The organism is Enterococcus sp. 5H (assembly GCF_028128615.1).
GTDB lineage: Bacteria > Bacillota > Bacilli > Lactobacillales > Enterococcaceae > Enterococcus_L.
The window spans coordinates 341,411-362,215 of sequence record NZ_AMDP01000019.1 but is presented as its reverse complement, the minus strand read 5'-3'; the positions used below and the strand labels follow the sequence as shown (position 1 = coordinate 362,215).

General features: G+C 38.8%; 16 protein-coding genes. 1 reads left to right on the top strand and 15 read right to left on the bottom strand.

Translation table 11 applies throughout. The features are described 5' to 3' along the window. Positions 1 to 177: 177 nt before the first annotated feature. From deoD to C240_RS07670, 11 genes are all read right to left on the bottom strand, one after another. The gene (gene deoD, locus C240_RS07720; RefSeq protein WP_271493417.1) at positions 178 to 885 is read right to left on the bottom strand and encodes a purine-nucleoside phosphorylase; all 708 of its coding nucleotides are present in this window, start codon (positions 883 to 885) and stop codon (positions 178 to 180) included. Between the two features lie 16 nt (positions 886 to 901). Continuing rightward, positions 902 to 1,720, bottom strand: coding sequence for a purine-nucleoside phosphorylase (locus C240_RS07715; RefSeq protein ID WP_271493412.1), 819 nt, complete (start codon positions 1,718 to 1,720; stop codon positions 902 to 904). A gap of 10 nt (positions 1,721 to 1,730) precedes the next feature. Next, positions 1,731 to 2,897, bottom strand: a complete 1,167-nt coding sequence (gene deoB / locus C240_RS07710) for a phosphopentomutase (RefSeq protein WP_271494206.1) — start codon at positions 2,895 to 2,897, stop codon at positions 1,731 to 1,733. A gap of 120 nt (positions 2,898 to 3,017) precedes the next feature. Continuing rightward, on the bottom strand, positions 3,018 to 3,980 hold the full coding sequence (locus C240_RS07705) for an ABC transporter permease (protein ID WP_271493409.1): 963 nt from the start codon (positions 3,978 to 3,980) through the stop codon (positions 3,018 to 3,020). Continuing rightward, positions 3,980 to 5,113 (bottom strand): ABC transporter permease, encoded by a 1,134-nt coding sequence (locus C240_RS07700; protein WP_333908799.1) that lies wholly within the window; start codon positions 5,111 to 5,113, stop codon positions 3,980 to 3,982. Before C240_RS07700 ends, C240_RS07705 begins: the two co-directional genes overlap by 1 nt. Further along, positions 5,106 to 6,671, bottom strand: a complete 1,566-nt coding sequence (locus C240_RS07695; protein WP_271493404.1) for an ABC transporter ATP-binding protein — start codon at positions 6,669 to 6,671, stop codon at positions 5,106 to 5,108. The genes C240_RS07700 and C240_RS07695 overlap by 8 nt, the downstream gene beginning before the upstream one ends. A gap of 172 nt (positions 6,672 to 6,843) precedes the next feature. Beyond that, entirely contained in the window at positions 6,844 to 7,950 is a 1,107-nt protein-coding gene (locus C240_RS07690) for a BMP family lipoprotein (RefSeq protein WP_271493401.1), read from the bottom strand. 163 nt (positions 7,951 to 8,113) lie between these two features. Continuing rightward, positions 8,114 to 8,509: a cytidine deaminase gene (locus C240_RS07685; RefSeq protein WP_271493399.1), complete on the bottom strand. Its 396-nt coding sequence runs from the start codon at positions 8,507 to 8,509 to the stop codon at positions 8,114 to 8,116. Positions 8,510 to 8,528: 19 nt separating this feature from the next. Beyond that, positions 8,529 to 9,191, bottom strand: a complete 663-nt coding sequence (gene deoC / locus C240_RS07680; protein ID WP_271493397.1) for a deoxyribose-phosphate aldolase — start codon at positions 9,189 to 9,191, stop codon at positions 8,529 to 8,531. Between the two features lie 16 nt (positions 9,192 to 9,207). Further along, a complete protein-coding gene (locus C240_RS07675) occupies positions 9,208 to 10,509 on the bottom strand; it encodes a pyrimidine-nucleoside phosphorylase (RefSeq protein ID WP_271493395.1) in 1,302 nt (433 codons plus the stop codon). Between the two features lie 122 nt (positions 10,510 to 10,631). Then, positions 10,632 to 11,660, bottom strand: a complete 1,029-nt coding sequence (locus C240_RS07670; RefSeq protein WP_271494202.1) for a LacI family DNA-binding transcriptional regulator — start codon at positions 11,658 to 11,660, stop codon at positions 10,632 to 10,634. 140 nt (positions 11,661 to 11,800) lie between these two features. Between C240_RS07670 and add the strand changes: the two genes are divergently transcribed. Beyond that, complete coding sequence (gene add / locus C240_RS07665; RefSeq protein WP_271493393.1) at positions 11,801 to 12,823, top strand: adenosine deaminase; 1,023 nt, start codon at positions 11,801 to 11,803, stop codon at positions 12,821 to 12,823. A 389-nt stretch (positions 12,824 to 13,212) separates the two neighbouring features. Here add and C240_RS07660 read toward each other — a convergent pair whose 3' ends face one another. The 4 genes from C240_RS07660 to C240_RS07645 all read right to left on the bottom strand — a co-directional run bounded on the left by C240_RS07660 (position 13,213) and on the right by C240_RS07645 (position 20,787). Continuing rightward, entirely contained in the window at positions 13,213 to 15,960 is a 2,748-nt protein-coding gene (locus C240_RS07660) for an endo-beta-N-acetylglucosaminidase (protein WP_271493391.1), read from the bottom strand. A gap of 270 nt (positions 15,961 to 16,230) precedes the next feature. Then, on the bottom strand, positions 16,231 to 17,214 hold the full coding sequence (locus C240_RS07655; protein WP_271493389.1) for a family 20 glycosylhydrolase: 984 nt from the start codon (positions 17,212 to 17,214) through the stop codon (positions 16,231 to 16,233). Between the two features lies 1 nt (position 17,215). Next, positions 17,216 to 18,079: an ROK family protein gene (locus tag C240_RS07650; RefSeq protein WP_271493387.1), complete on the bottom strand. Its 864-nt coding sequence runs from the start codon at positions 18,077 to 18,079 to the stop codon at positions 17,216 to 17,218. A 17-nt stretch (positions 18,080 to 18,096) separates the two neighbouring features. After that, positions 18,097 to 20,787, bottom strand: a complete 2,691-nt coding sequence (locus tag C240_RS07645; RefSeq protein ID WP_271493385.1) for an alpha-mannosidase — start codon at positions 20,785 to 20,787, stop codon at positions 18,097 to 18,099. Between the last annotated feature and the right edge of the window lie 18 nt (positions 20,788 to 20,805).

The following is a 20,805-nucleotide window of genomic DNA, read 5'->3' as shown; positions in this document are numbered from 1 at the left end:
TCTCGCCATGTATTGCGCATCATCAGCTCTGATTGGGCAATCGCTGTGATTTCGGACGAAGGACACTTCGCTCGCTTCTCTCGCCAAGTATTGCGCATCATCAGCTCTGCTTAAGCAATCGCTGTGATTTGCAATAAAAAGAGATTGAAAGTTTGTACTCTCAATCTCTTTCAATTATTACCCGTGAAGTGCTGTTTCTAAACCAACTTCAATCATATCGTTGAATGTAGTTTGGCGTTCTTCGGCGGTTGTTTCTTCTCCAGTAACTAAGCTGTCACTAACAGTCATGATCGCTAATGCTTGGACATCGAATTTAGCAGCTAAGTAATATAGAGCTGCCGCTTCCATTTCGATTGCTAAAACACCTAGTTTTCCTAGTTTGAACACTTCATCCATGCTGTCTTTGTAGAAAACATCATCGGATAAAACATTCCCTACATGGGTAGTAAAGCCTTTTTCTTTCGCTACTGTATACGATTTTAAGAGTAAATCAAAATCAGCAATCTGTGGAAAATCGTATTTTGGAAAATCATTACGGATCATTGACGATGGTGTTGCTGCTGCTTGAGCAATTACTAAATCTCTTACACGAACTTTTTCTGAGATTGAACCACAAGTGCCGACACGAATTAATTTTTTCACATCATATGAATTAATTAACTCATGAGCGTAAATCATGGCAGATGGCATCCCCATCCCAGTTCCTTGTACGGAAACACGTTCACCTTTATACGTACCTGTATAACCTAGCATTCCTCTGACTTGATTATAACAAACAGGATTTTCCAAAAATGTTTCAGCAATGTATTTTGCTCTTAATGGGTCTCCGGGAAGTAAAATCTTGTCAGCAATTTCGCCTTGTTTCGCTTCGATATGAACACTCATTTTTTTCACTCCTTTTTTATAATTCAGCTAATGTTGCTTTTACCAACTCTTTAAATTGAGCTTTCACTCGTTCTGTAGTTTCGACAACTTCAGCGTGGTTTAAACTACTTTGCATACCGGCCGCTAAGTTGGTAATACAAGAAATACCTAGAACTTTCATACCGCTATGGGCTGCTACGATAACTTCTGAAACGGTTGACATTCCCACAGCGTCAGCTCCCATCACACGAGACATACGGATTTCAGCGGGTGTTTCATAGGTTGGACCAGAATAGCCCATGTAAACACCTTCTTGTAATGGCATAGCTTGTGCTTTCGCTACTTTTTTAGCTACTTCGCAATATTCTGGTGTATATGCATGACTCATATCAGGGAAACGTGGTCCCATTTCGTCTTCATTTTCACCAATTAACGGATTATCACCTGTAAAATTAATATGATCCGTAATTAACATCAAATTACCTGGCGTAAAGTTTTCATTTACACCACCAGCTGCGTTTGTAACGATAATCGAATGTGCACCTAATGCAGACATTACTCGAACGGGGTAAGTTACCTTTTGCATAGAATGTCCTTCATAATAATGAAAACGTCCTTGCATTGCTAAAACTTTTTTCCCAGAAAGTGTCCCGTAAACTAGCTTACCAGCATGACCAACTACTGTCGATACAGCGAAATGAGGTACTTCAGAAAACGGAATAGCAATGGCATCTTCCACTTCGTCCGCTAACTCACCTAAACCAGAGCCAAGAATCAATCCAAAATCAACTTCGCCTACACCTTTTTCTTTTAAAAATGCAGTTGTTTCTTTTAATAATTCGCTTAATTTCGCCATCGTTTCTCTCCTATTTCAATTTAGTTAAAAAGCTTTCGCCATTTTCTGTTTTTGGTACAGCAAAGTTTTCAGCAATTGTTGCCGAAATATCTGCATAATGACCTTGTGCTAAACTGCCTTGCCCAGCCATTTTTTTGCTATAGACTAACAATGGAACGTATTCTCTTGTATGATCTGTTCCCGGGAAAGTCGGATCGTTACCGTGATCGGCTGTTATCATCAGCAAATCATCATCCGTCATTGCCTCAATAATTTCCGGTAAACGTAAATCAAAAGCTTCAATGGCATGTGCATAACCAACCACGTCACGGCGATGTCCGTATAACGCATCAAAATCAACTAAGTTAGTGAAACTCAAGCCTTCAAAATCTTGTTTCATCACTTTCAATAATTGATCCACACCATCCATATTGCTCTTCGTCCGAACTGACTCAGTGATACCTTGACCGTTAAAAATATCGTTAATTTTCCCAACAGCGATCACATCTTTACCATTTTCTTTTAAAGAATCTAAAACAGTATGACCAAACGGATCTAAGGCATAGTCATGACGATTACTTGTACGAGTAAAATTACCAGGTTCACCAATATATGGACGTGCAATAATCCGACCAATCATATATGGTTCATCTTTTGTGATGTCACGTACATATTGGCAGATACGATATAATTCTTCCAATGGAATGATTTCTTCGTGCGCTGCAATTTGCAATACAGGGTCAGCTGATGTATATACGATTAAATCGCCTGTTTCCATTTGATGTTTACCGTAATCATCAATAACAGCCGTACCACTGTATGGTTTATTACAAACTATTTTACGACCTGAAAAGTCTTCGATTTGCTTTAGTAATTCATCTGGAAATCCGTCAGGAAATACGCGGAATGGTTTTTGAATATTCAAACCCATAATTTCCCAGTGACCAGTCATTGTGTCTTTTCCAACTGAAACTTCTTCTAATTTTGTCGCATAACCTTTATGATCGGCAACCGCTTCAACATTATGAAGTGGGGCAATTGTTCCAAGACCTAAATTTTCTAAATTAGGGATCGTCAAACCAGCTTCTTTAGCAATATGACCTAGTGTATCGCTACCCACATCACCAAATTTTTCAGCATCTGGCGCTTCACCGATTCCAACTGAATCCATTACAACTAAATGTACACGTTTAAACATAATCATCCTTCTTCCTTCAAATTTTTATTTAAAAATAGTAGTAAGTGTTGATTTAGGTATATAAAAAGGGCATGACTTAAGATAGTGTCCCATAGCCCCGCCCTTTTATACTAACGTTAATTATTTAGATTTGATATAGTTTTGTCCGTTTGCTTTCGGTCCAGAGGCTTTTCCTAAGAAAAGAACTAGAACGATGATTGTTAAAACATACGGTGCAGCTTGTAAGTAAACTGCTGGTATTGAAGAAATGATTGGTACACTTGAACCGGCAATACTGATATTTTGTGCAAAACCAAAGAATAAAGCCGCGCCCATCGCACCTAGTGGATTCCATTTACCAAAGATCATCGCTGCCATCGAAATGAAACCTTGTCCGGCAATCGTAGTAACGGCAAAACGTCCAGCAATTGATTGAGCAAAGACTGCTCCACCGATTCCACCTAAAAATCCAGAAATCAAAACGCCTGAATAACGCATAACATACACATTAATACCTAATGTATCCGCGGCCTGAGGATTTTCCCCTACAGAACGTAAGCGTAAACCAAAGCGCGTTTTAAATAGAACAAACCATGCAATAATTGATACGATAATTGCCACAAAGGCTGGTAATGTTGTTTGTTTAAAGAACAGATCTCCTAAAATCGGAATATCTTTTAAAATCGGGAACGAGAAGTAACCAAATGATTCTCTGATTGTATCTGTTTGCCCTTTACCATAAATTACCTTAATTAAGAAAATACCTAAAGCTGGGGCCATCAAGTTGATAACCGTACCACTAATAATATGGTCAGCTCTCAAGTTAATTGTCGCAACAGCATGCAGTAATGAGAACAGCATTCCAACTAAACCGCCGACTAAACAAGCTAGCCACGGTGTTGCAGCTCCAAATGTATCCGCAAATGTCAAGTTGAATACTACTGAACTAAACGCTCCCATAACCATGATACCTTCAAGACCAACGTTAACAATCCCGCCGCGCTCAGAGAAAGTCCCGCCTAAAGCTGTAAAAATCAAAGGAGCAGAATAAACCAATGTTTGAGTAATAATTGGCGCTAATGCAGCGATAAATGCGATTTCCATTAGATTTTCCCTCCTTCTTGACTGTTAAGGTCGGTTTGTCCATCTAATTCTTCAACAACAGCAACTTCTTTTTTGTTTCCAGAAGCTTTTGCTAATAAGAAGCGAATCAGGTAACTGATGGCCACAAAGAAGATAATTGACGCAATAACAACATCTACTAACTCAATCGGTACACCAGCACGTAACGGCATTCCTTGACCACCTAACTTCAAGATACTGAAGAGAATTGCGGATAAGAAGATTCCGACAGAACTTCCTGCCCCAAGTAACGAAATCGCCATCCCATCAAATCCAATACTTAATGATGAACCTTGTACAAAGAAGTTTCCAAATGTCCCTAACCCTAAAACAACGCCGCCTAAACCGGCTAGTGTTCCTGAAATAACCATTGACATAACAATCGTCCGTTTGCTGCTCATTCCAGCATATTCAGAACCATAAGGATTCAATCCTACTGAACGGATTTCATATCCTAAAGTTGTTTTCTTCATTAAGAACCAAATTAAGACTAAGAAAATAAGTGCAAGAAAAATCCCAATATTCAAACGAGACCCGCCACTGATTTCTTTCAAGAAAGCCGTTCTCAAGCTGGCATTTTCACCGATAACTTTAGTAACACCTTTGTTGCTCATTAAATCTTCTGACATCACATTATTAACGATATGCGTACTTGTATATAAAAATACATAGTTCAACATAATCGTAACGATAACTTCACTGGTTCCGAAAAATGCTCGAAGCAATCCTGGAATTGCTGCAGCCACTGCGCCAGCTAAAGCCCCTGTAATAATAGCAACAGGCAGCACGACCATTCGAGAAGCATCCGGCATAGATAAAGCTACCCAAATACTTGCTACCCAACCGCATAAAGCTTGACCTGAAAGCCCGATATTAAAGAATCCAGCTGAATTAGCGACCGCAAAACCTAATGCTGTAAAAATTAACGGAGCCGCAGTTACAAAAATTTCACCGATACTTTTAGGACTTTGAAAAGCAGTCTGAAGCATCGCTTGATATCCGGCAATCGGATCTTGTCCTGAAATCAACATAATAATTGCGCCAAGGATAAATCCCATCAACACAGATAAAATAGGGACTAGAATATTACGTAATCGTTCTGCCCGATTATTCAACTGCCTCACCTGCCTTGTTATTTAGTTCTGCTCTTGCTTCTTCTAATGAATAACCAGCCATTAATAAACCTAGTTCATTTTCAGAGGTCTCTTTTGGATCAACGATTCCGACAATTTTCCCTGCGTGAATTACAGCAATTCGATCAGAAACATTTAAGATTTCATCTAATTCAAAACTAACTAATAAAACTGCTTTATTTTTGTCGCGCTGCTCGATTAAACGTTTGTGGATATATTCAATCGCCCCTACATCCAGACCACGAGTTGGTTGTGAAACGATTAATAAATCCGGATCACGATCGATCTCACGAGCAATGATCGCTTTTTGTTGGTTCCCACCAGATAAGGCTTTAGCTGGAACTAGCTCATTTGTTGTCCGTACATCGTATTCTTCTATCAATTTACGAGCATATGAATTAATTTGATTGTAGTTTAAAACACCGCTATTACTTAATGGTTTTTGATAGTACGTTTGTAAAGCAATGTTTTCAGCCAATGTCATTTCTAAAATCAAACCATATTTATGACGGTCTTCTGGCACATGACCCACACCAGATTCTGTTATGGCACGTGGATGTTTATTGGTAATTGCTTCACCATTTAATTCCACTGCCCCGCTTTCTGATTTTCGTAAACCAGTTAACGCTTGAATTAATTCTGTTTGTCCATTACCGTCAATTCCGGCAATCCCAACAACTTCACCAGCACGTACATCTAAACTTAAACTTTTAACAGCTTCTAAACCGCGACTTTCTTTAACAACTAGATCTTTAATTGAAAGAACAATTTCTTTAGGTTCAGCCGGTTTTTTCTCCGTTTTAAATGAAACTGAACGACCAACCATCATATCCGCCAATTGTTGTGAAGATACATCTTTTACGTTAACTGTATCAATACTCTTCCCGCGACGAATAACAGTACAACGATCTGCCACTTTTTTGATTTCATCTAATTTATGTGTAATCAAGATAATTGATTTACCTTCTTTTACCAAACCACGCATAATCTCGATTAACTCGTCGATTTCTTGCGGTGTCAAAACAGCTGTCGGTTCATCAAAAATTAATACGTCTGCTCCACGATATAAGGTTTTTAGAATTTCAACCCGTTGTTGTGCTCCTACAGAAATATCACGAATATATGCATCTGGATCTACTGATAAGCCGTATTGTTCCGAAACTCGTTTGATTTCTGCTTTCGCTTTTTTGCGATCCAATACACCACCGTTTGTCGGTTCACTGCCGAGTATAATATTTTCCGTCACAGTAAAAGCATCCACCAACATAAAATGCTGATGCACCATCCCGATTCCTAAACGATTAGCTGCCGTCGGTCCGTTAATGATTACTTTTGAGCCGTTCATAAAGATTTCACCTGAAGTTGGTTCTAATAACCCAGACAAAATGTTCATCAACGTGGATTTCCCTGCTCCGTTTTCCCCTAGCAACGCATGAATTTCTCCAGGACGGACAGTTAAGTTGATATTATCATTGGCCTTAAACGTTCCAAACTGCTTAGTGATATCACGCATCTCAATTACATAGTTTTCCTGAGCCACATTTTTCACATCCTAACGATTTAATCACTTGCATCTTACTTTTAATATAATAATTCCAAAAACAAAGCAGCTTTTAAGCTCCTAAAGAAAATAAACGACTGGGTCATTTTCTTTCCTTAACGGCTTAATAAAACCTTGACGCTGCTGTTTTAGCAGCGCCAAAGGATAAAATTTATTCTTTAACTTCTTTAGGTGTTTCTGGAACAGTGATATCACCAGCAATGATTTCTTCTTTAGCTTTATCAACTGCTGCTAGTGCATCTTCTGACAAGTATCCTTTTGTCAAATCAACACCGCCGTCTTTCAAGCCATATACTAAGTGTTCGCCGCCAGGGAATTTATCTTCTAATGCACGATTAGAGATATCTTGAACAGCTGCACCCACACCTTTAAGTGTAGATGTTAATGTAAAGTTATCTTCTTTACCGTCTTTTGTTTTGTATTCGCCCTCTTTTTGTTGGTCGCTATCTACACCGATAACCCAAACTTTATCTTTAGAGCCAGATTCGTTTAAATCTTTTGCTTCTTGGAAGACACCTTGACCTGTACCGCCAGAAGCGTGGAAGATGATGTCTGCACCTTTTTGATACATAGAAGCAGCTAGCGCTTTACCTTTAGCAGGATCACCAAATGATGCAGCGTATTCTACTGAAACAGTGATATCTTTGCCTAATGCTTTTGCACCATCGATAACACCTTGATGGAATCCAGCTTCAAAACGGTCAATAACGGCACCTTCTTCACCGCCAATGAAACCTACTTTGTCTGTTTTTGTTGTGTATGCTGCAGCAATACCAGCTAAGTATGAAGCTTCTTGGTCTTTAAATGTAGCAGATACTACATTGTCTTTATCTTCAATAACACTATCAATGATACCAAATTGTGTATCTGGGTTTGCATCAGCAGCTGTGCTGATCGAATCAGCTAGCAAATAGCCAATACCAAAGATTGTTTTAAAACCATTTGAAACGGCTGTATCAATATTTGTTACATATTCTGAAGCATCGTTTGACTGGATATAGTCATAACCATCTGCTCCTTTTTTCAAGTCATGTTCTTTCCCCCATGCTTGTAAACCTTCCCAAGCTGATTGGTTAAATGAACGGTCATCAACACCGCCAATATCAGTAACGATAACGACGCTGTGATCTGCATCCCCACCTGCTGAGTTACCACCTGTTGAATCCGTTGAATCTTTTTTACCTCCACCACACGCTGCTAATGCAACAGTAAGTCCAAGTACAGCTAAGCTAAAACCAAATATTTTTGCTTTTTTCATCTCTGTAAAGCCCCCTAAAATAGTTTTATATTTTCAACAGCCGGATGACTGAATGAAACAATAGAAAAGTCTAACAAGCTCGATTAGATTTTGATTATCCAATTCATAAGCTTGTTAAATAGTACAGCATAAAAGACAACACTCGCAACAAAAATGCAACTGTCTATAAATCTTTTTCGGTAAATGCATACGGTAATAATTCTGCAACCGTTGTTTCTTTTGTTACACCATTTTCACCGACTAAAGTCACCGGCATATCTGGTGCGCAAAATTCAGCCATTACTTGACGACAAGCGCCGCATGGCGAGATTGGTTCAGGTGTATTTCCAGCAATAACTAAATGTTGAAAGTCACGTTCACCTTCTGAAACAGCTTTAAAAATCGCTGTCCGTTCCGCACAATTGGTCAAGCCATAAGAGGCGTTCTCAATATTGACACCTTGATAAGTTTTGCCTTCCTTTGTGACTAAACATGCCCCAACTGGAAAATGAGAATAGGGTACGTAGGCTTTCGTCAGCGCTTTATCTGCGACTGTTAGCCATTCTTGTTTCGCGGACATTTTCCCACCACTTTCGTTTTTAGTAACCAACTCCTGTTGCACCTTCCATGATTGCAACTCCTGCGCTAGTTCCAATTCTAGTAGCACCGGCTTCGATCATCGCTTTGGCTTCTGCTTCGTTATGGATGCCTCCAGAAGCTTTAACACCCATATCAGGTCCAACTGTTTCACGCATTAATTTAACATCTGCGATAGTTGCCCCGCCTGTAGAAAAACCAGTAGATGTTTTGACGAAATCTGCGCCAGCTTCTTTCGCTAACTCGCAAACTTTGACTTTTTCTTCATCTGTTAGTAAAGCTGTTTCGATAATCACTTTAACTAACGCTTTACCTTTAGCTGCTTCTACAACTGCTTGAATATCTTTCAATACTTTTTTGTATTGTCCTGATTTCAACGCGCCAACGTTAATAACCATATCTACTTCTGTTGCACCATTATTGATGGCATCTGTCGCTTCATAGGCTTTAACTTCTGACGTATTTGCTCCTAATGGAAAACCAATAACGGTACAAACGTCTACTGAAGTTTCTGCTAATTGTTCTTTAGCTAAAGCGACCCAGCAAGGGTTAATACATACTGAGAAAAAATTGTATTGCTTTGCTTCCTCAATAATTCGTAAGACGTCTTCTTCCTTTGCATCTGCCTTTAAAATAGTGTGATCAATCATTTGATTTAACTCCATTATTTTTACACATCCTTTATGTGGTTATTATATCATGAATTAGCTCAGGCTCCGATCCAGAACTGCCGATTTCGATATTTTTGTATAGAAGTTCCTGTACCTCTGTAATATCTTCAGTATTCGTATAGATGGTTAATAAAGATTCACCAGCTTCGACTGGCATACCGACTTTTTTATGAAGCTTAAGTCCAACCGCATAATCAATTTCGTCTTCTTTGGTTGCTCTGCCAGCACCTAATAGCATTGCTGCAATCCCAATTTCGTTGGCAACTATTTTTTGGACAACACCTGATTTCTTAGCAGGAAGTTCAATTTTGTACTTAGCTGTCAATAGACGTTCAGGTTCATCGATAATGCTGTCATCGCCTCCTTGGTTGCGAATCATTTCACGAAACTTATCTAAAGCTTTGCCGGATTCAAGTGCTTCTTCCAGCATTTTTCTAGCTTCTTCTAAAGTTTCAGCTTTTTTCGCCAGTACAACCATTTGGCTGCCGAGGATATAGCACATTTCAACTAAGTCTTCTGGACCTTGACCTTTAAGTGTATCGATTGCTTCAACAACTTCTAAACTATTACCAATTGCTTCTCCTAAAGGTTGGGACATATCAGAAATCACCGCCATTGTTTGACGATTTGCTAAGTGACCAATCCGAACCATCGTTTCAGCTAAACGGCGGGCTTCATCGATATTTTTCATAAATGCACCTTCGCCTGTGGTTACATCAAGAACGATTGCATCCGCTCCAGCTGCGATTTTCTTACTCATAATCGAGCTGGCGATTAAAGGTATCGAATCAACTGTTGCGGTAACGTCTCGAAGTGCATATAGTTTTTTATCTGCCGGAGCTAGATCACCAGACTGTCCAATAACCGCGACATGGCTCTCATTTACCAAACGAATAAATTCATCATCAGGTAATTCAACATGAAATCCGGGAATCGCTTCCAACTTATCGATTGTTCCGCCTGTATATCCAAGACCTCGACCAGACATTTTCGCTACACTAACACCTACACTGGCAACTAGAGGCGCCAAAATCAAGGTTGTCGTATCGCCGACACCGCCAGTAGAATGCTTATCCACTTTGATGCCTTGAATTGATGATAAATCAATCATTTCACCAGAATTTGCCATAGCCAACGTTAACGTCGTAATTTCTTCATCCGTCATATCTTTATAAAAGACAGCCATCAAAAACGCGCTCATCTGATAGTCGGGAATTTCTCCTTTGGTATACCCGGAAACGATGAATTGAATCTCATCATCCGTTAAAACGTGTCCATCACGTTTTTTTTCGATCAAATCTACCATTCTCATGCTTTTCTTCCTCCAAATTAATCCCCAAGGATGTATTATACACTAAAATTGTTCAGGTTAAAACCATTTAGTAAAACAGTTTACTAACGCTTACATAACATAAAACGCTTACAACACGAACATTAAATCATATTTGCTAAATTGTCAATGCATTTTGTGCTATTTCTTAAAATAAATGTCGTATCAAAAATTTTATTAGGTATTTTTTTCTCTGGATGATTAATTGATTCTACTAAAAATTTTGCCGCGTAAAAACCAATATCAAAAGTTGGTTGATAAACAGTTGTGAGACCCGGAACGAGATATTCAGAAATTTCCAATCCATCAAAACCGACAATTGAAATATCTTCTGGAATTTTTTTCCCACTTGCCTCTATTGCCTGATACGCTCCCATTGCCATTTCATCATTACCGCAAAAAATTGCAGTGATTTCCGGATTTTCCAAAACTTTTTTAGCAGCTTCATAACCGCCGCCTAAATTCAAATCTCCACTGGACATGTATTCTTCTTTAACCGGAATTCCGTGATCTTTTAAAGCATGTTGATAGGCCGTTACTCGCTCAGTTAGCTTGTAGTAACCTTCGTTTTCCTTCAGCATCGCAATGTGTTTATGGCCTTGCTCGATTAAAAAACTTACAGCTTGGTAAGCGCCCTCATATTCTTTCACAATTAAACGTCCATTTTCACGAGTATTGATGCCTCGGTCAACTAAAATTGCTGGAACTTTACGCTTATTGGTATCCCTCAAAATATGGTCAGCAGATAAAATATTTGGTGTAGCAAAAATAATTCCATCCACCGAGCGATGAACAAGTTCTTCGACGTATTTTGCTGCTTGCTCTTCATCATGTTTAGAATTACACAACAAAATCATATATCCCAACGAATTTAAATAAGTTTCTACTCCTTCAATAACTTTGGAAAAGAAAAAATCTGTCACATCCGGCACTACCATCCCAATTGTTTTTGAATGCCGCGTAATAATGTTTGAAGCAAAATAATCTGGCTTATAATCATACTCTTTAACTACAGCCTGCACTTTTTGTCTGGTCTGTTCACTAAAACGACTGCCCTTGTTGTTTAAAATTTGAGACACCGTCGTCACGGACACACCAGCCATATCTGCAATTTCCTTAATGGTCAATTTCATCATTCATTCTCCCCTTATTGACAGGTCACAGTTGACATGTTAAAGTCTTCAAAATACTTATTGAACGATTCTAGTTTATCAGAATTGTTCGGAATAGGACAGTTCAAGATATTCTCACACAGAAAGAAGAGGTTGATAACGTGCGCCGTAATCTTGTAAAAAAGTTGCCAAAAGTAGAGCTACACTGCCATTTAGATGGTTCTATCCGTCCTCAAACACTGCGAAAAATAGCTGACCCGCAAGGAATTCCTCTGCCAACAGATAACGAACAATTAAACGCCTTATTAGTCGCACCAGAAAACTGCCAAGATTTAAATGAATACCTCGAACGTTTCGACCTTGTTTTAACTTGTCTACAAACCGAAGCAGCTTTACAAACTGCTGCTTTCGATATCATCAGCCAAGCGGCAGAAGAAAATATTAAATACATTGAAGTCCGCTTTGCCCCATCGCTGCATACCGAAAAAGGCTTATCTCTACCCAAAATTATTACTGCCGTGTTAGCTGGACTAAACGAAGGTGAGAAACAGTTTGGCGTAAAAAGCAATGCTCTATTATGCGGAATGCGCCACGAAGAACTACAGTCAATCGAGCAAATCGTCCACTTAGCTGACACTTTTAAACAATCAGGTATCGTTGGCTTTGACCTAGCAGGAAATGAAGTAGATTTCCCCCCATATACTTTTGAAGAAACTTTGGATTTGGTTAATCATTTGGACATTCCGTTAACGCTGCACGCAGGTGAATGCGGCTGTGGAAAAAATGTTGCAGATGCAGTAAAACTAGGTGCAAAACGAATCGGACATGGTATTGCATTAAAAGATACACCTGAATATTTTTCTTTACTTCAGCAAAACAACGTGCTGGTCGAAATGTGTCCAACGAGTAATTTCCAAACAAAAACTGTCACTAGTTTAGCTGAATACCCATTCAAAACATTTCTTGATGCTGGAATAAATATTTGCATTAATACCGATAACCGGACTGTATCAGGAACTACCTTAACAGATGAATACATGAAACTTCATGAATGGTACGATATTACTTATCAAGATATGGAAACATTTAATCATCACGCAGTAAACGGTGCTTTTATTCCTGATAGTGAGAAGCAGTTATTACATGATTTGCTAAGCTCAGGTTACCGACTAGCAGAAAATTAAAAAAAGTGAACAAAACTGATTTTCAGTTTTGTGTCACCTCCTATATCCAAATAAACGGCGAGAAAAAAGCAGCTACTCCACTTCGTTCCGATCACATCAATTTCTAAGAGCTAAAGCTCTAAGAATTGGAGGCTTCAGAAATAAGCCGAAATTGCTATGAAACACAGTGAGGTACGAACGGATGTAGAATAGTACCTACTTGGTTCAAAAATTTTAAGAGCACCGAATAGGTACCAAGAATCATCCATTCGCAAGCTCATGGTGATTCTTGGCAATTTTCGTGAATTCCTTCTTATTGCTGTAAAATACAACGAGAACCGATTTGGTGTTGCACAGTACCTACCCGGTTCTCGGAGTTAAACGCTTTTATCTCAGCCTCTTTTTATTCCTTATTGATTGATAATCCCAGTACCATTAACACCAATAATCTGCCAATCATAAATTCTTGCAACTTTACCATTTTGCTCGGCCTTTTCTAAAGAAAGTTTGACATATCTAGCTTCCACCAATGCAATAGCATCCTTGCTACTATTTTCTGTATTACCTCGGCGTTGGACAATATTCGTCCAATTAGTTCCATCATTGCTAACTGAAATATCGTAGTCTCTGGTATTCCATTCTGGGCTTTCACCACCAGCTCCAGCGTGGAAAAGTTCAAATCCGGCAATTGTTTTTTGTCCACCTAAATCAGCGATCATCCACGGTTTTTCACTACCATTATCACACCATTTTGTTGTTAAATCTCCATCTAACGCATAGCGGTAGCTTTCGCGCTCATTCGTATATCCCGAACCTTGTGTTGCTTGGGTTGAAGGAAGGATAGAAAGATTTTCTTTTTTAATTCCTGCATTTTGATCATAGATATACAAATAATTTTCTCTAATGACCTCAGTCTCACCTGAACTATTCACTGCAGTTGCTTTTACCGAATAATTTCCTGGTGCATCGAAAGTAACGGTTATTTCTGTTCCAGATTGAGTTTGTGGCGTTGCACCAATAATTTCCCAGTTCACTTGTTCTGTCGATTTGGAAACATTCGCTGACAAAGTAATTGCTTCGCCAACTGCACTTAACGTACTGCTAGCGTTGATAGAAATTTCTGGTTTTTTTAGCGCTTCAAAAGTATAGGTTGCTACAGCGCTGCTCTTTTGATTTTCTCTGCCATATTGATCGACAGGAACCATCCGATAATTTGTTGTATCACCTATTCGTTTTTGGTTCAATAAAGTAAATGCTGTATTGGCTGTTTCACCTTCAAATGTTGACTGTCCACCCTCTTCGCGATAAATACGGTACGATGTTGTGTTCTTGCCTTGGTGGTCCCATTGAATCCGAACACTTTCTGTTAAATCATCTACGATAGTTTTTCCCGGGAAGCGGACATTTTTTACTTGAGCAATGGATGTTGTTTTTTCTTGTCCTGCTAGTAGTTGACCTAAATAAATAGCTGCAGGTCCTGTCTGTTGATTTTTCACATTCAATCCGATTGATGTGATTGTTTGACAAGCGGCTGATTTTAACGAGTAAGTTGTTTTTACCCAGCCATTTTCTAACGCTTGTTGGTCACCTTGGATTACTAAAGGAGCTTGTTTACCCTTAATACCTAAAACGAGGGAAGTTTGGTCTGCGCCTTTCGTTACAACACTGACTTTTTCAGATGCACTTGGTTTAACTTGAGCTGCGTATAATTTAATAAATGTTTCTTGTCCAGCAGTCATTTGTCCGGATAATCCAATAGAAGAACCGCCATTGAATGCATCATCGTAGTTAATTGCAGCTTCCAGTTGGTTACCTTCCTGATTATCAATAACCCAACGATACGTTGGCATAACATCTTGAATACTCCGATTATTAAACGTACCTTCTTTGACTTTTGTACCATTTTGATAGATTGCGTCTCCGTTACCCACATTGAAATTTGTTAAGAATGGAAATGCAGTAACTGGCGTCTTCTCAACAAAATAGCGTGAAACTCCCTGCCATTCATTTTTTGTACTAGTAACATCACGTGGATCACCTTGGGCATTAATCCAAAATAGTTTTTCATTTTCCCAATAACGATCAACATCGTATTGCCCACCATCGCGCAAGGTCCAATCCGGACAATATAATCCTAGTGAAACAAGGGGTTGACTCGTTGAACCTAGAATACTGCTTGGTTTCCGGCTACTATTAATCCCATTTGCCTGAACATCGATTCCAGCATAAAGATCATACGGATCACGTTTTAACTCTTCAGCTTTAGCTTTTGAGCTTGCTAATTCACGCCAGCGAAAATCGATAAATAATTTATCTGATACGCGCTGTTTTCCGTCTTGGAAATAGCCTTTATTTTGGTCGTTCAAAGCTCCTTGCCAGTTCACACTACCGCTAGGAATCATTGAATCATACCAAATAATTTGCTGATTCTTTGGTTTTTTCGTTTGTAAATAAATCAGCAATTCTTTCATTGCAGCAGCTGTTTGGGCATCTACATTAGTTTCTTGATTGATGAACCAACCGTCAAATCCATAAGCAACTGACATTTCTAATAATTTATCTGCCATTGGAAAATTGCCTTTAGCATCTTTTTGGACAAACTGTCTTACCCATTCTGCTTTCCCGCCGTATGCTTCTGGTGGAAAGAAAACAGTTCCGACAACTGGCACTCCATTTCGATGTGCTGAGTCGGTCACATCCCCACTTGGCGGTACAATAATTCCTTCACCTGAAGAACCAGCCCATGCAACTAGAGTATCTACGTATTGCCAGTTGGTAAAATTGTAAACAGCTTTGTCTGTATCACCTTGCGATGGTGTTCCTTTAGTGTGACGGTTAACAATAGCAATCGACAAAACTTTCGCTTCAGTACTTTGGTCGGCATTTGTTTTCTCACCTTTTATGCGATCTGTTAACGGAATACGTGAGACATTGAAAGGGGCATCGGGATCAGTTTTAGCACTCCAGTTTAATAATGTTTCTGGAAATAATGCTGTTGATTCTGGGATATGATCGTAAATCGGAATACCACTTTCTGATTGAGCAGAAAACTCGCTTTCAGCATAAACCGGTGACATCGATAGTAAACTCGCTCCCATAAAAAAAGCTGCTAAAGCTGTCGAACAACAAAACACTTGTTTCAATTTTTTTCTAGCCACTGAATGAACCTCCTCTATTATTTGCCAAAATTCAGCTTTATTCATTCTCATTGAAAATGTTAACGCTTTCTTTCTTGTTTATAAATATAAAAATTATAGTATTTATGTCACAAAGTATAGGTTACTTATGTTATTTTCAGAATTTTCATATAAATAATGTGAGGCTTTGACAATTTACTAAAACCCGCCCAATGCGTTGTATGCATTGGGCGGGTTCTCAAATCTAAACGACTTTTGTTACAACCTTATCAGCCATATTCAACTGATTTTTCATTTATAAAAATGTGTAGCGAATCCCTGCATTAGTTTTTTGAGATCGTTCAAGATCTCATTTTCACTCTTAGCTTCTGGCAGATCACACCAAACAGCTAATGCAGATCCTTTGACTTGCTCCATCTCTTTTTCAGTCACTAGTTGATTTGACGCAAAAAGATTCGGTTGCCAGCTATTCTTGATTTTTTCAACAGTAGGGTACGTATAACCAGCGTTTTCACCCAATACATAATACAAGTAATTGTCATTAAAATTCAGCACTGAATAGCCTTGATCTAAAAACGTTTGAACAGGAGCCATGTTCTTGTGCCACTTCGTCCAATAAGTGATTTCAATTTCCTTTGAAAGTTGACTCTCTCGACCATCCCTAAAAAAAGCATCATTCCAAACTCTAGGGATAAATCCACGCGCTCTAACAAATTCAGCCACTTTATTCACATAATTTTCAAATTGTGCCAAACCATATGATGCCAACATCGGATAATTTTCAATTTGATCAAATTCAACAAACTCATCTGCTCCAATATGAAAGTAGCGACTCTTACTAAACAGATCCGTATATTCTCCATAAAGTGACAATGCGAAATTAACTGCTGCTTCATTTGTAATATCCAATGCTGAAACAAGCTTTTGACTATCACCATTCGCTGTTTTTCTCGTTAATTGCCATTTTGGTTTTCCCTTCAACAAGTGGGCCATATGTCCTGGTGTATCCAAATCTGGGATAATCTCAATCGATAAGTCAGCGGCATAATCAATCAGCGTTTGAACTTCATTCCATGTTAAAAATTGCTCCGAAACTAACTCAGGATATAAATGAGACTCAATCCGAAATCCTTCATTTTCAGAGAAATGGAGCTGTAAGTAGTTAAAATCATAAAGTGCCATTTGTTCGATTAACTGCTTTAATATTTCCAGCGAGAAATATTTTCTACCAATGTCCAGCATGAGAATCCGCTCTTTAACTAACTCCTGTCTCACTTTAAGCCCCCTGCTCTTTTGCTAGCAATAAACAACCTAAAGTTCCACTATTATCTCCTAACTCACAGCCAACTACATATTCGTCTAGAGGCGGCAAAGAAACATAACCGCCTAATTGTTGTTGTAAAGACTCTCGGATTTTTGGAAATAGCTGTGTTTGTTTCATGACACCTCCACCTAAAATGATTTTTTCTGGTGAAAGAGTCAGCGTATACGTCATTAGTGCTTGAGCTAAATAATAAGCCTCAATCTCCCAAACCTCATGCGTTTGCTCTAAAAGTTGACCTTTAATACCCGTTCTTTTTTCCAATGCTGGACCCGCAGCTAAACCTTCTAAGCAATGATCGTGGTACGGGCAACGGCTTATCAAAGTATCTTCTGGATATCGCTGAACAGGAATATGCCCCATTTCAGGGTGACTAAAACCTTGTAAAACGTGACCATTTACAACCGCTCCGCCACCAACACCTGTACCGACCGTCAAATAAATGCAGCTTTGCGTATTTTTCCCTGAACCGAGATGCATTTCACCATACGCAGCCGCGTTAACATCAGTTGTCCAAGCCATCGGAATATTGTAGCGTTGCTTTAATTTCCCTAAAAAATCGATATTTTTCCAACCTTGTTTCGGTGTTGAAGTGATATAACCATAAGTATCTGAGGTTTCATTTACATCAATCGGTCCAAAAGATCCTACGCCCAAAGCTGTTAATTGATATTCATCGAAAAACGCAAACACTTTTGCCAGCGTTTCTTCCGGAAATGTTGTGGGAAGACTGATCCGTTCTAAAATAGTCAAATTTTCATCGGCAACGGCACAAACAAATTTTGTTCCACCTGCTTCGATTGATCCATAATACGTCATACAATGTCCTCCATTTCCTAACGGTTAAAACCGATTGTCCGAATTTCGTAAGCACCTAGTTCACTTGAAACTTCTGCTGATTGTTTTTCTTCTAGTAAGTTTAACAAGTGTGGTGAGTCATTCTCTTTTTTGGTTATTGTAACTTCAGAAGCGCTAGCCCCCATATTAAATCCGCGAACGACTAATAATTCGTTATCTTCACTATTTTTCATTGCCGTTATCGCTAATGTTTCACCTTGAACCGTTAAATAGCCAGCTTGTGGCTGTAAGGTTCCACTATGCTTTGTTGTTTGTTTTACACTAAATGGAATCTGATCGGCATAGGCTGTTTGATAGGTTGCATAGCGCTCTTCTTTTGCTCCATGGAAATCAATTCCATATTCGAACTGATGGACTCCTAAACATTGTGCTTCCGGCGTTGGAAAATAGCCCCAATCGCCAAGTTCTCCCACCGCTCTTAATAAGGTCAGTGCAATCGTATTATTTTCAGCTAAAATCTCGTATTCATTTAAGCCATAATTTGAAACAGTTACCCCAGCATTTTCTTCGTGAATATTGACAAAGGCGTGCTGATGTTGCGGGTTCGTTGGGTTTTCCCAACTTTTACTTACTTGATTTGGACGTGTCACCACTTCATAGATACTGTCTGCTTCATGGGTTGTTGCTTCGAGTCCAGTTGGAAACAGCATCCGTACACGGTGATCTTTACACTGATTATCAATTGTTGTTTCAAAACTCAAGCGTGAAGAGTCTTTTTCCATCGTAATAATGGTTTCAACAGTCATTTCTCTTAGTTTATTTGATCTGCCAGCTTTACGGTAACGGAAATCAACAACCGCTATTTGTTCCTGTTCCAATAACTCATCTGCTGCTTCTGGTATCATCAATCGTTGCACAATTTTTAATTGAACTTTAAATGATTCATCCATTACTACAGAAATATCGGCTTGTTGAGTACTTGATAAAATAGGTTCTGTTCCTTCAGGTTGCTTAAAAATATATTCATTGGCAATATCCCCTGTGTCTTCAATTGTCAATAATTCTATATATTTTCGGTTTGTTTTTTTATCTAGCACATCCAGAGTACCGTCATTGTTTATTTTTACATTTAAGAGTTCATTTTCTAACACATAGTTTTTGTTATGCATAATCATAGACTCTACGGTCTCTGTCTGTAATTGTGCTTCTTCCAAAGCAAACGTTGTCCAAGAAAATGCTGGTAAATCTTTCACTTGAAGCGTAACTTCTACATATTTAGCCATATAGGGAACTCTGAAACGGTCTTTGGGTAAATCATAGCCAAAACGAACTTTTGGTGCTGAAATAGCTGCAGTTATTGTTTGCCCTTGACTATCAATTACTTCAAAACTAGGCGTAGGCTCATCTTCCAACTTTTGCCATAATTCATGCGGAATACCTTCTTTAAAAGGTTTTCGATCAATTTCAACTGTAATCGTTACACAATCTGTTTTTTGATAGCCTGATGTATTGAAAACCACAAACGGATAACTAGCTTCAGAAAACTGAGTTGTATCGACTGCATCAACCAATGTTGTTAAGGCATCTTCTGCTAAAAATTTTCCAACTTCGCTAGCCTTTTCGAATCTTGGCATCATTTCTCGATGGACTTCATCGACAGAACAACCACAAATACTATCGTGTGGGTGATTTTGCAGCAATAATTTCCAAGCATAATCTAATTGGTCATGTGGGTAATCTTGCGTTAAATCATAGGCCATCGCCGCTAGCGGTTCAGTAATATTTTCTAATTGGCGTTGTACTTTAGTATTCCATTGTTTCAAGAACACTCTCGCCGAAGCAGTATTCGCTAATGTAAACCAGCCGTCCGTTTCTTGGCTTGTTAATTCGCCGTGAACTGTACCTACTTTTTCGGGTAAATCTTGGCGAACTGCTTTTAGATAATCTTCAAAATTTGAATGAATAAATTCATAGTCCGGGAATAATTCATTAGCCAAAGCAATTGCTTGCCCTACATCTTTTTGAACGGGTTGATGATCGACGCCATTCATCATTAATAAATGATCCGTAGAGGCAAATTTTTCTGCTTCCGCTAATTTTTGGGTCCAAAAAGTGATTGCTTCCTCTTTTTGAGCTGGAATTTCATTACCATTGCTGTACCAATTAGCAAAAAGTAATCCTAAAATTTCACTGCCATCTGGACCTTGCCACCACATTTCCGAAAATTGAGATGTATAATTTTCGTCATCCAACACTTCGTTATTAAAGCCGACTGGTTTAACCCCTCTTCCAAATGCCGCCACATCAAGTCCAGCCTGTAACATCATTTGCGGTGTCTGTCCCATATTGCCAAAAGTATCCGGGAAATAACCGAGTTTAACCGAAGCTCCCCATTTTTCACATTCCTTTTTACCAATCAACATGTTGCGCACATTGGATTCTGAACTAATCAAGAAATCATCCTGCAAAATGTAAAACGGCCCAATTCGAAGTTTCCCTTCTGAAATTGCTTTTTGGACATCTGCTTTGCGCTCAGGGCGAACTTCTAAATAATCGTCTAAAATAATCGTCTGCCCATCTAAGTGAAAACTTTTAAATTCTGAATCAGTTTCAAAAAGTTCCAGTAGATCATCCATTAATTCAACTAACCGCATATGATGTTGCTCATATGGCATGTACCATTCCCGATCCCAATGTGAGTGAGAAATAATATAAACTTTTTTCTTCATGTTTTTTCCTCCAAACTG

Coding starts and splice junctions, on each gene's coding strand:
- deoD (WP_271493417.1), bottom strand. CDS start 885: ATGAGTGTTCATATCGAAGCGAAACAAGGCGAAATTGCTGACAAGATT.
- C240_RS07715 (WP_271493412.1), bottom strand. CDS start 1,720: ATGGCGAAATTAAGCGAATTATTAAAAGAAACAACTGCATTTTTAAAA.
- deoB (WP_271494206.1), bottom strand. CDS start 2,897: ATGTTTAAACGTGTACATTTAGTTGTAATGGATTCAGTTGGAATCGGT.
- C240_RS07705 (WP_271493409.1), bottom strand. CDS start 3,980: ATGGAAATCGCATTTATCGCTGCATTAGCGCCAATTATTACTCAAACA.
- C240_RS07690 (WP_271493401.1), bottom strand. CDS start 7,950: ATGAAAAAAGCAAAAATATTTGGTTTTAGCTTAGCTGTACTTGGACTT.
- C240_RS07685 (WP_271493399.1), bottom strand. CDS start 8,509: ATGTCCGCGAAACAAGAATGGCTAACAGTCGCAGATAAAGCGCTGACG.
- deoC (WP_271493397.1), bottom strand. CDS start 9,191: ATGGAGTTAAATCAAATGATTGATCACACTATTTTAAAGGCAGATGCA.
- C240_RS07675 (WP_271493395.1), bottom strand. CDS start 10,509: ATGAGAATGGTAGATTTGATCGAAAAAAAACGTGATGGACACGTTTTA.
- C240_RS07670 (WP_271494202.1), bottom strand. CDS start 11,660: ATGAAATTGACCATTAAGGAAATTGCAGATATGGCTGGTGTGTCCGTG.
- C240_RS07650 (WP_271493387.1), bottom strand. CDS start 18,079: ATGACGTATTATGGATCAATCGAAGCAGGTGGAACAAAATTTGTTTGT.
- C240_RS07645 (WP_271493385.1), bottom strand. CDS start 20,787: ATGAAGAAAAAAGTTTATATTATTTCTCACTCACATTGGGATCGGGAA.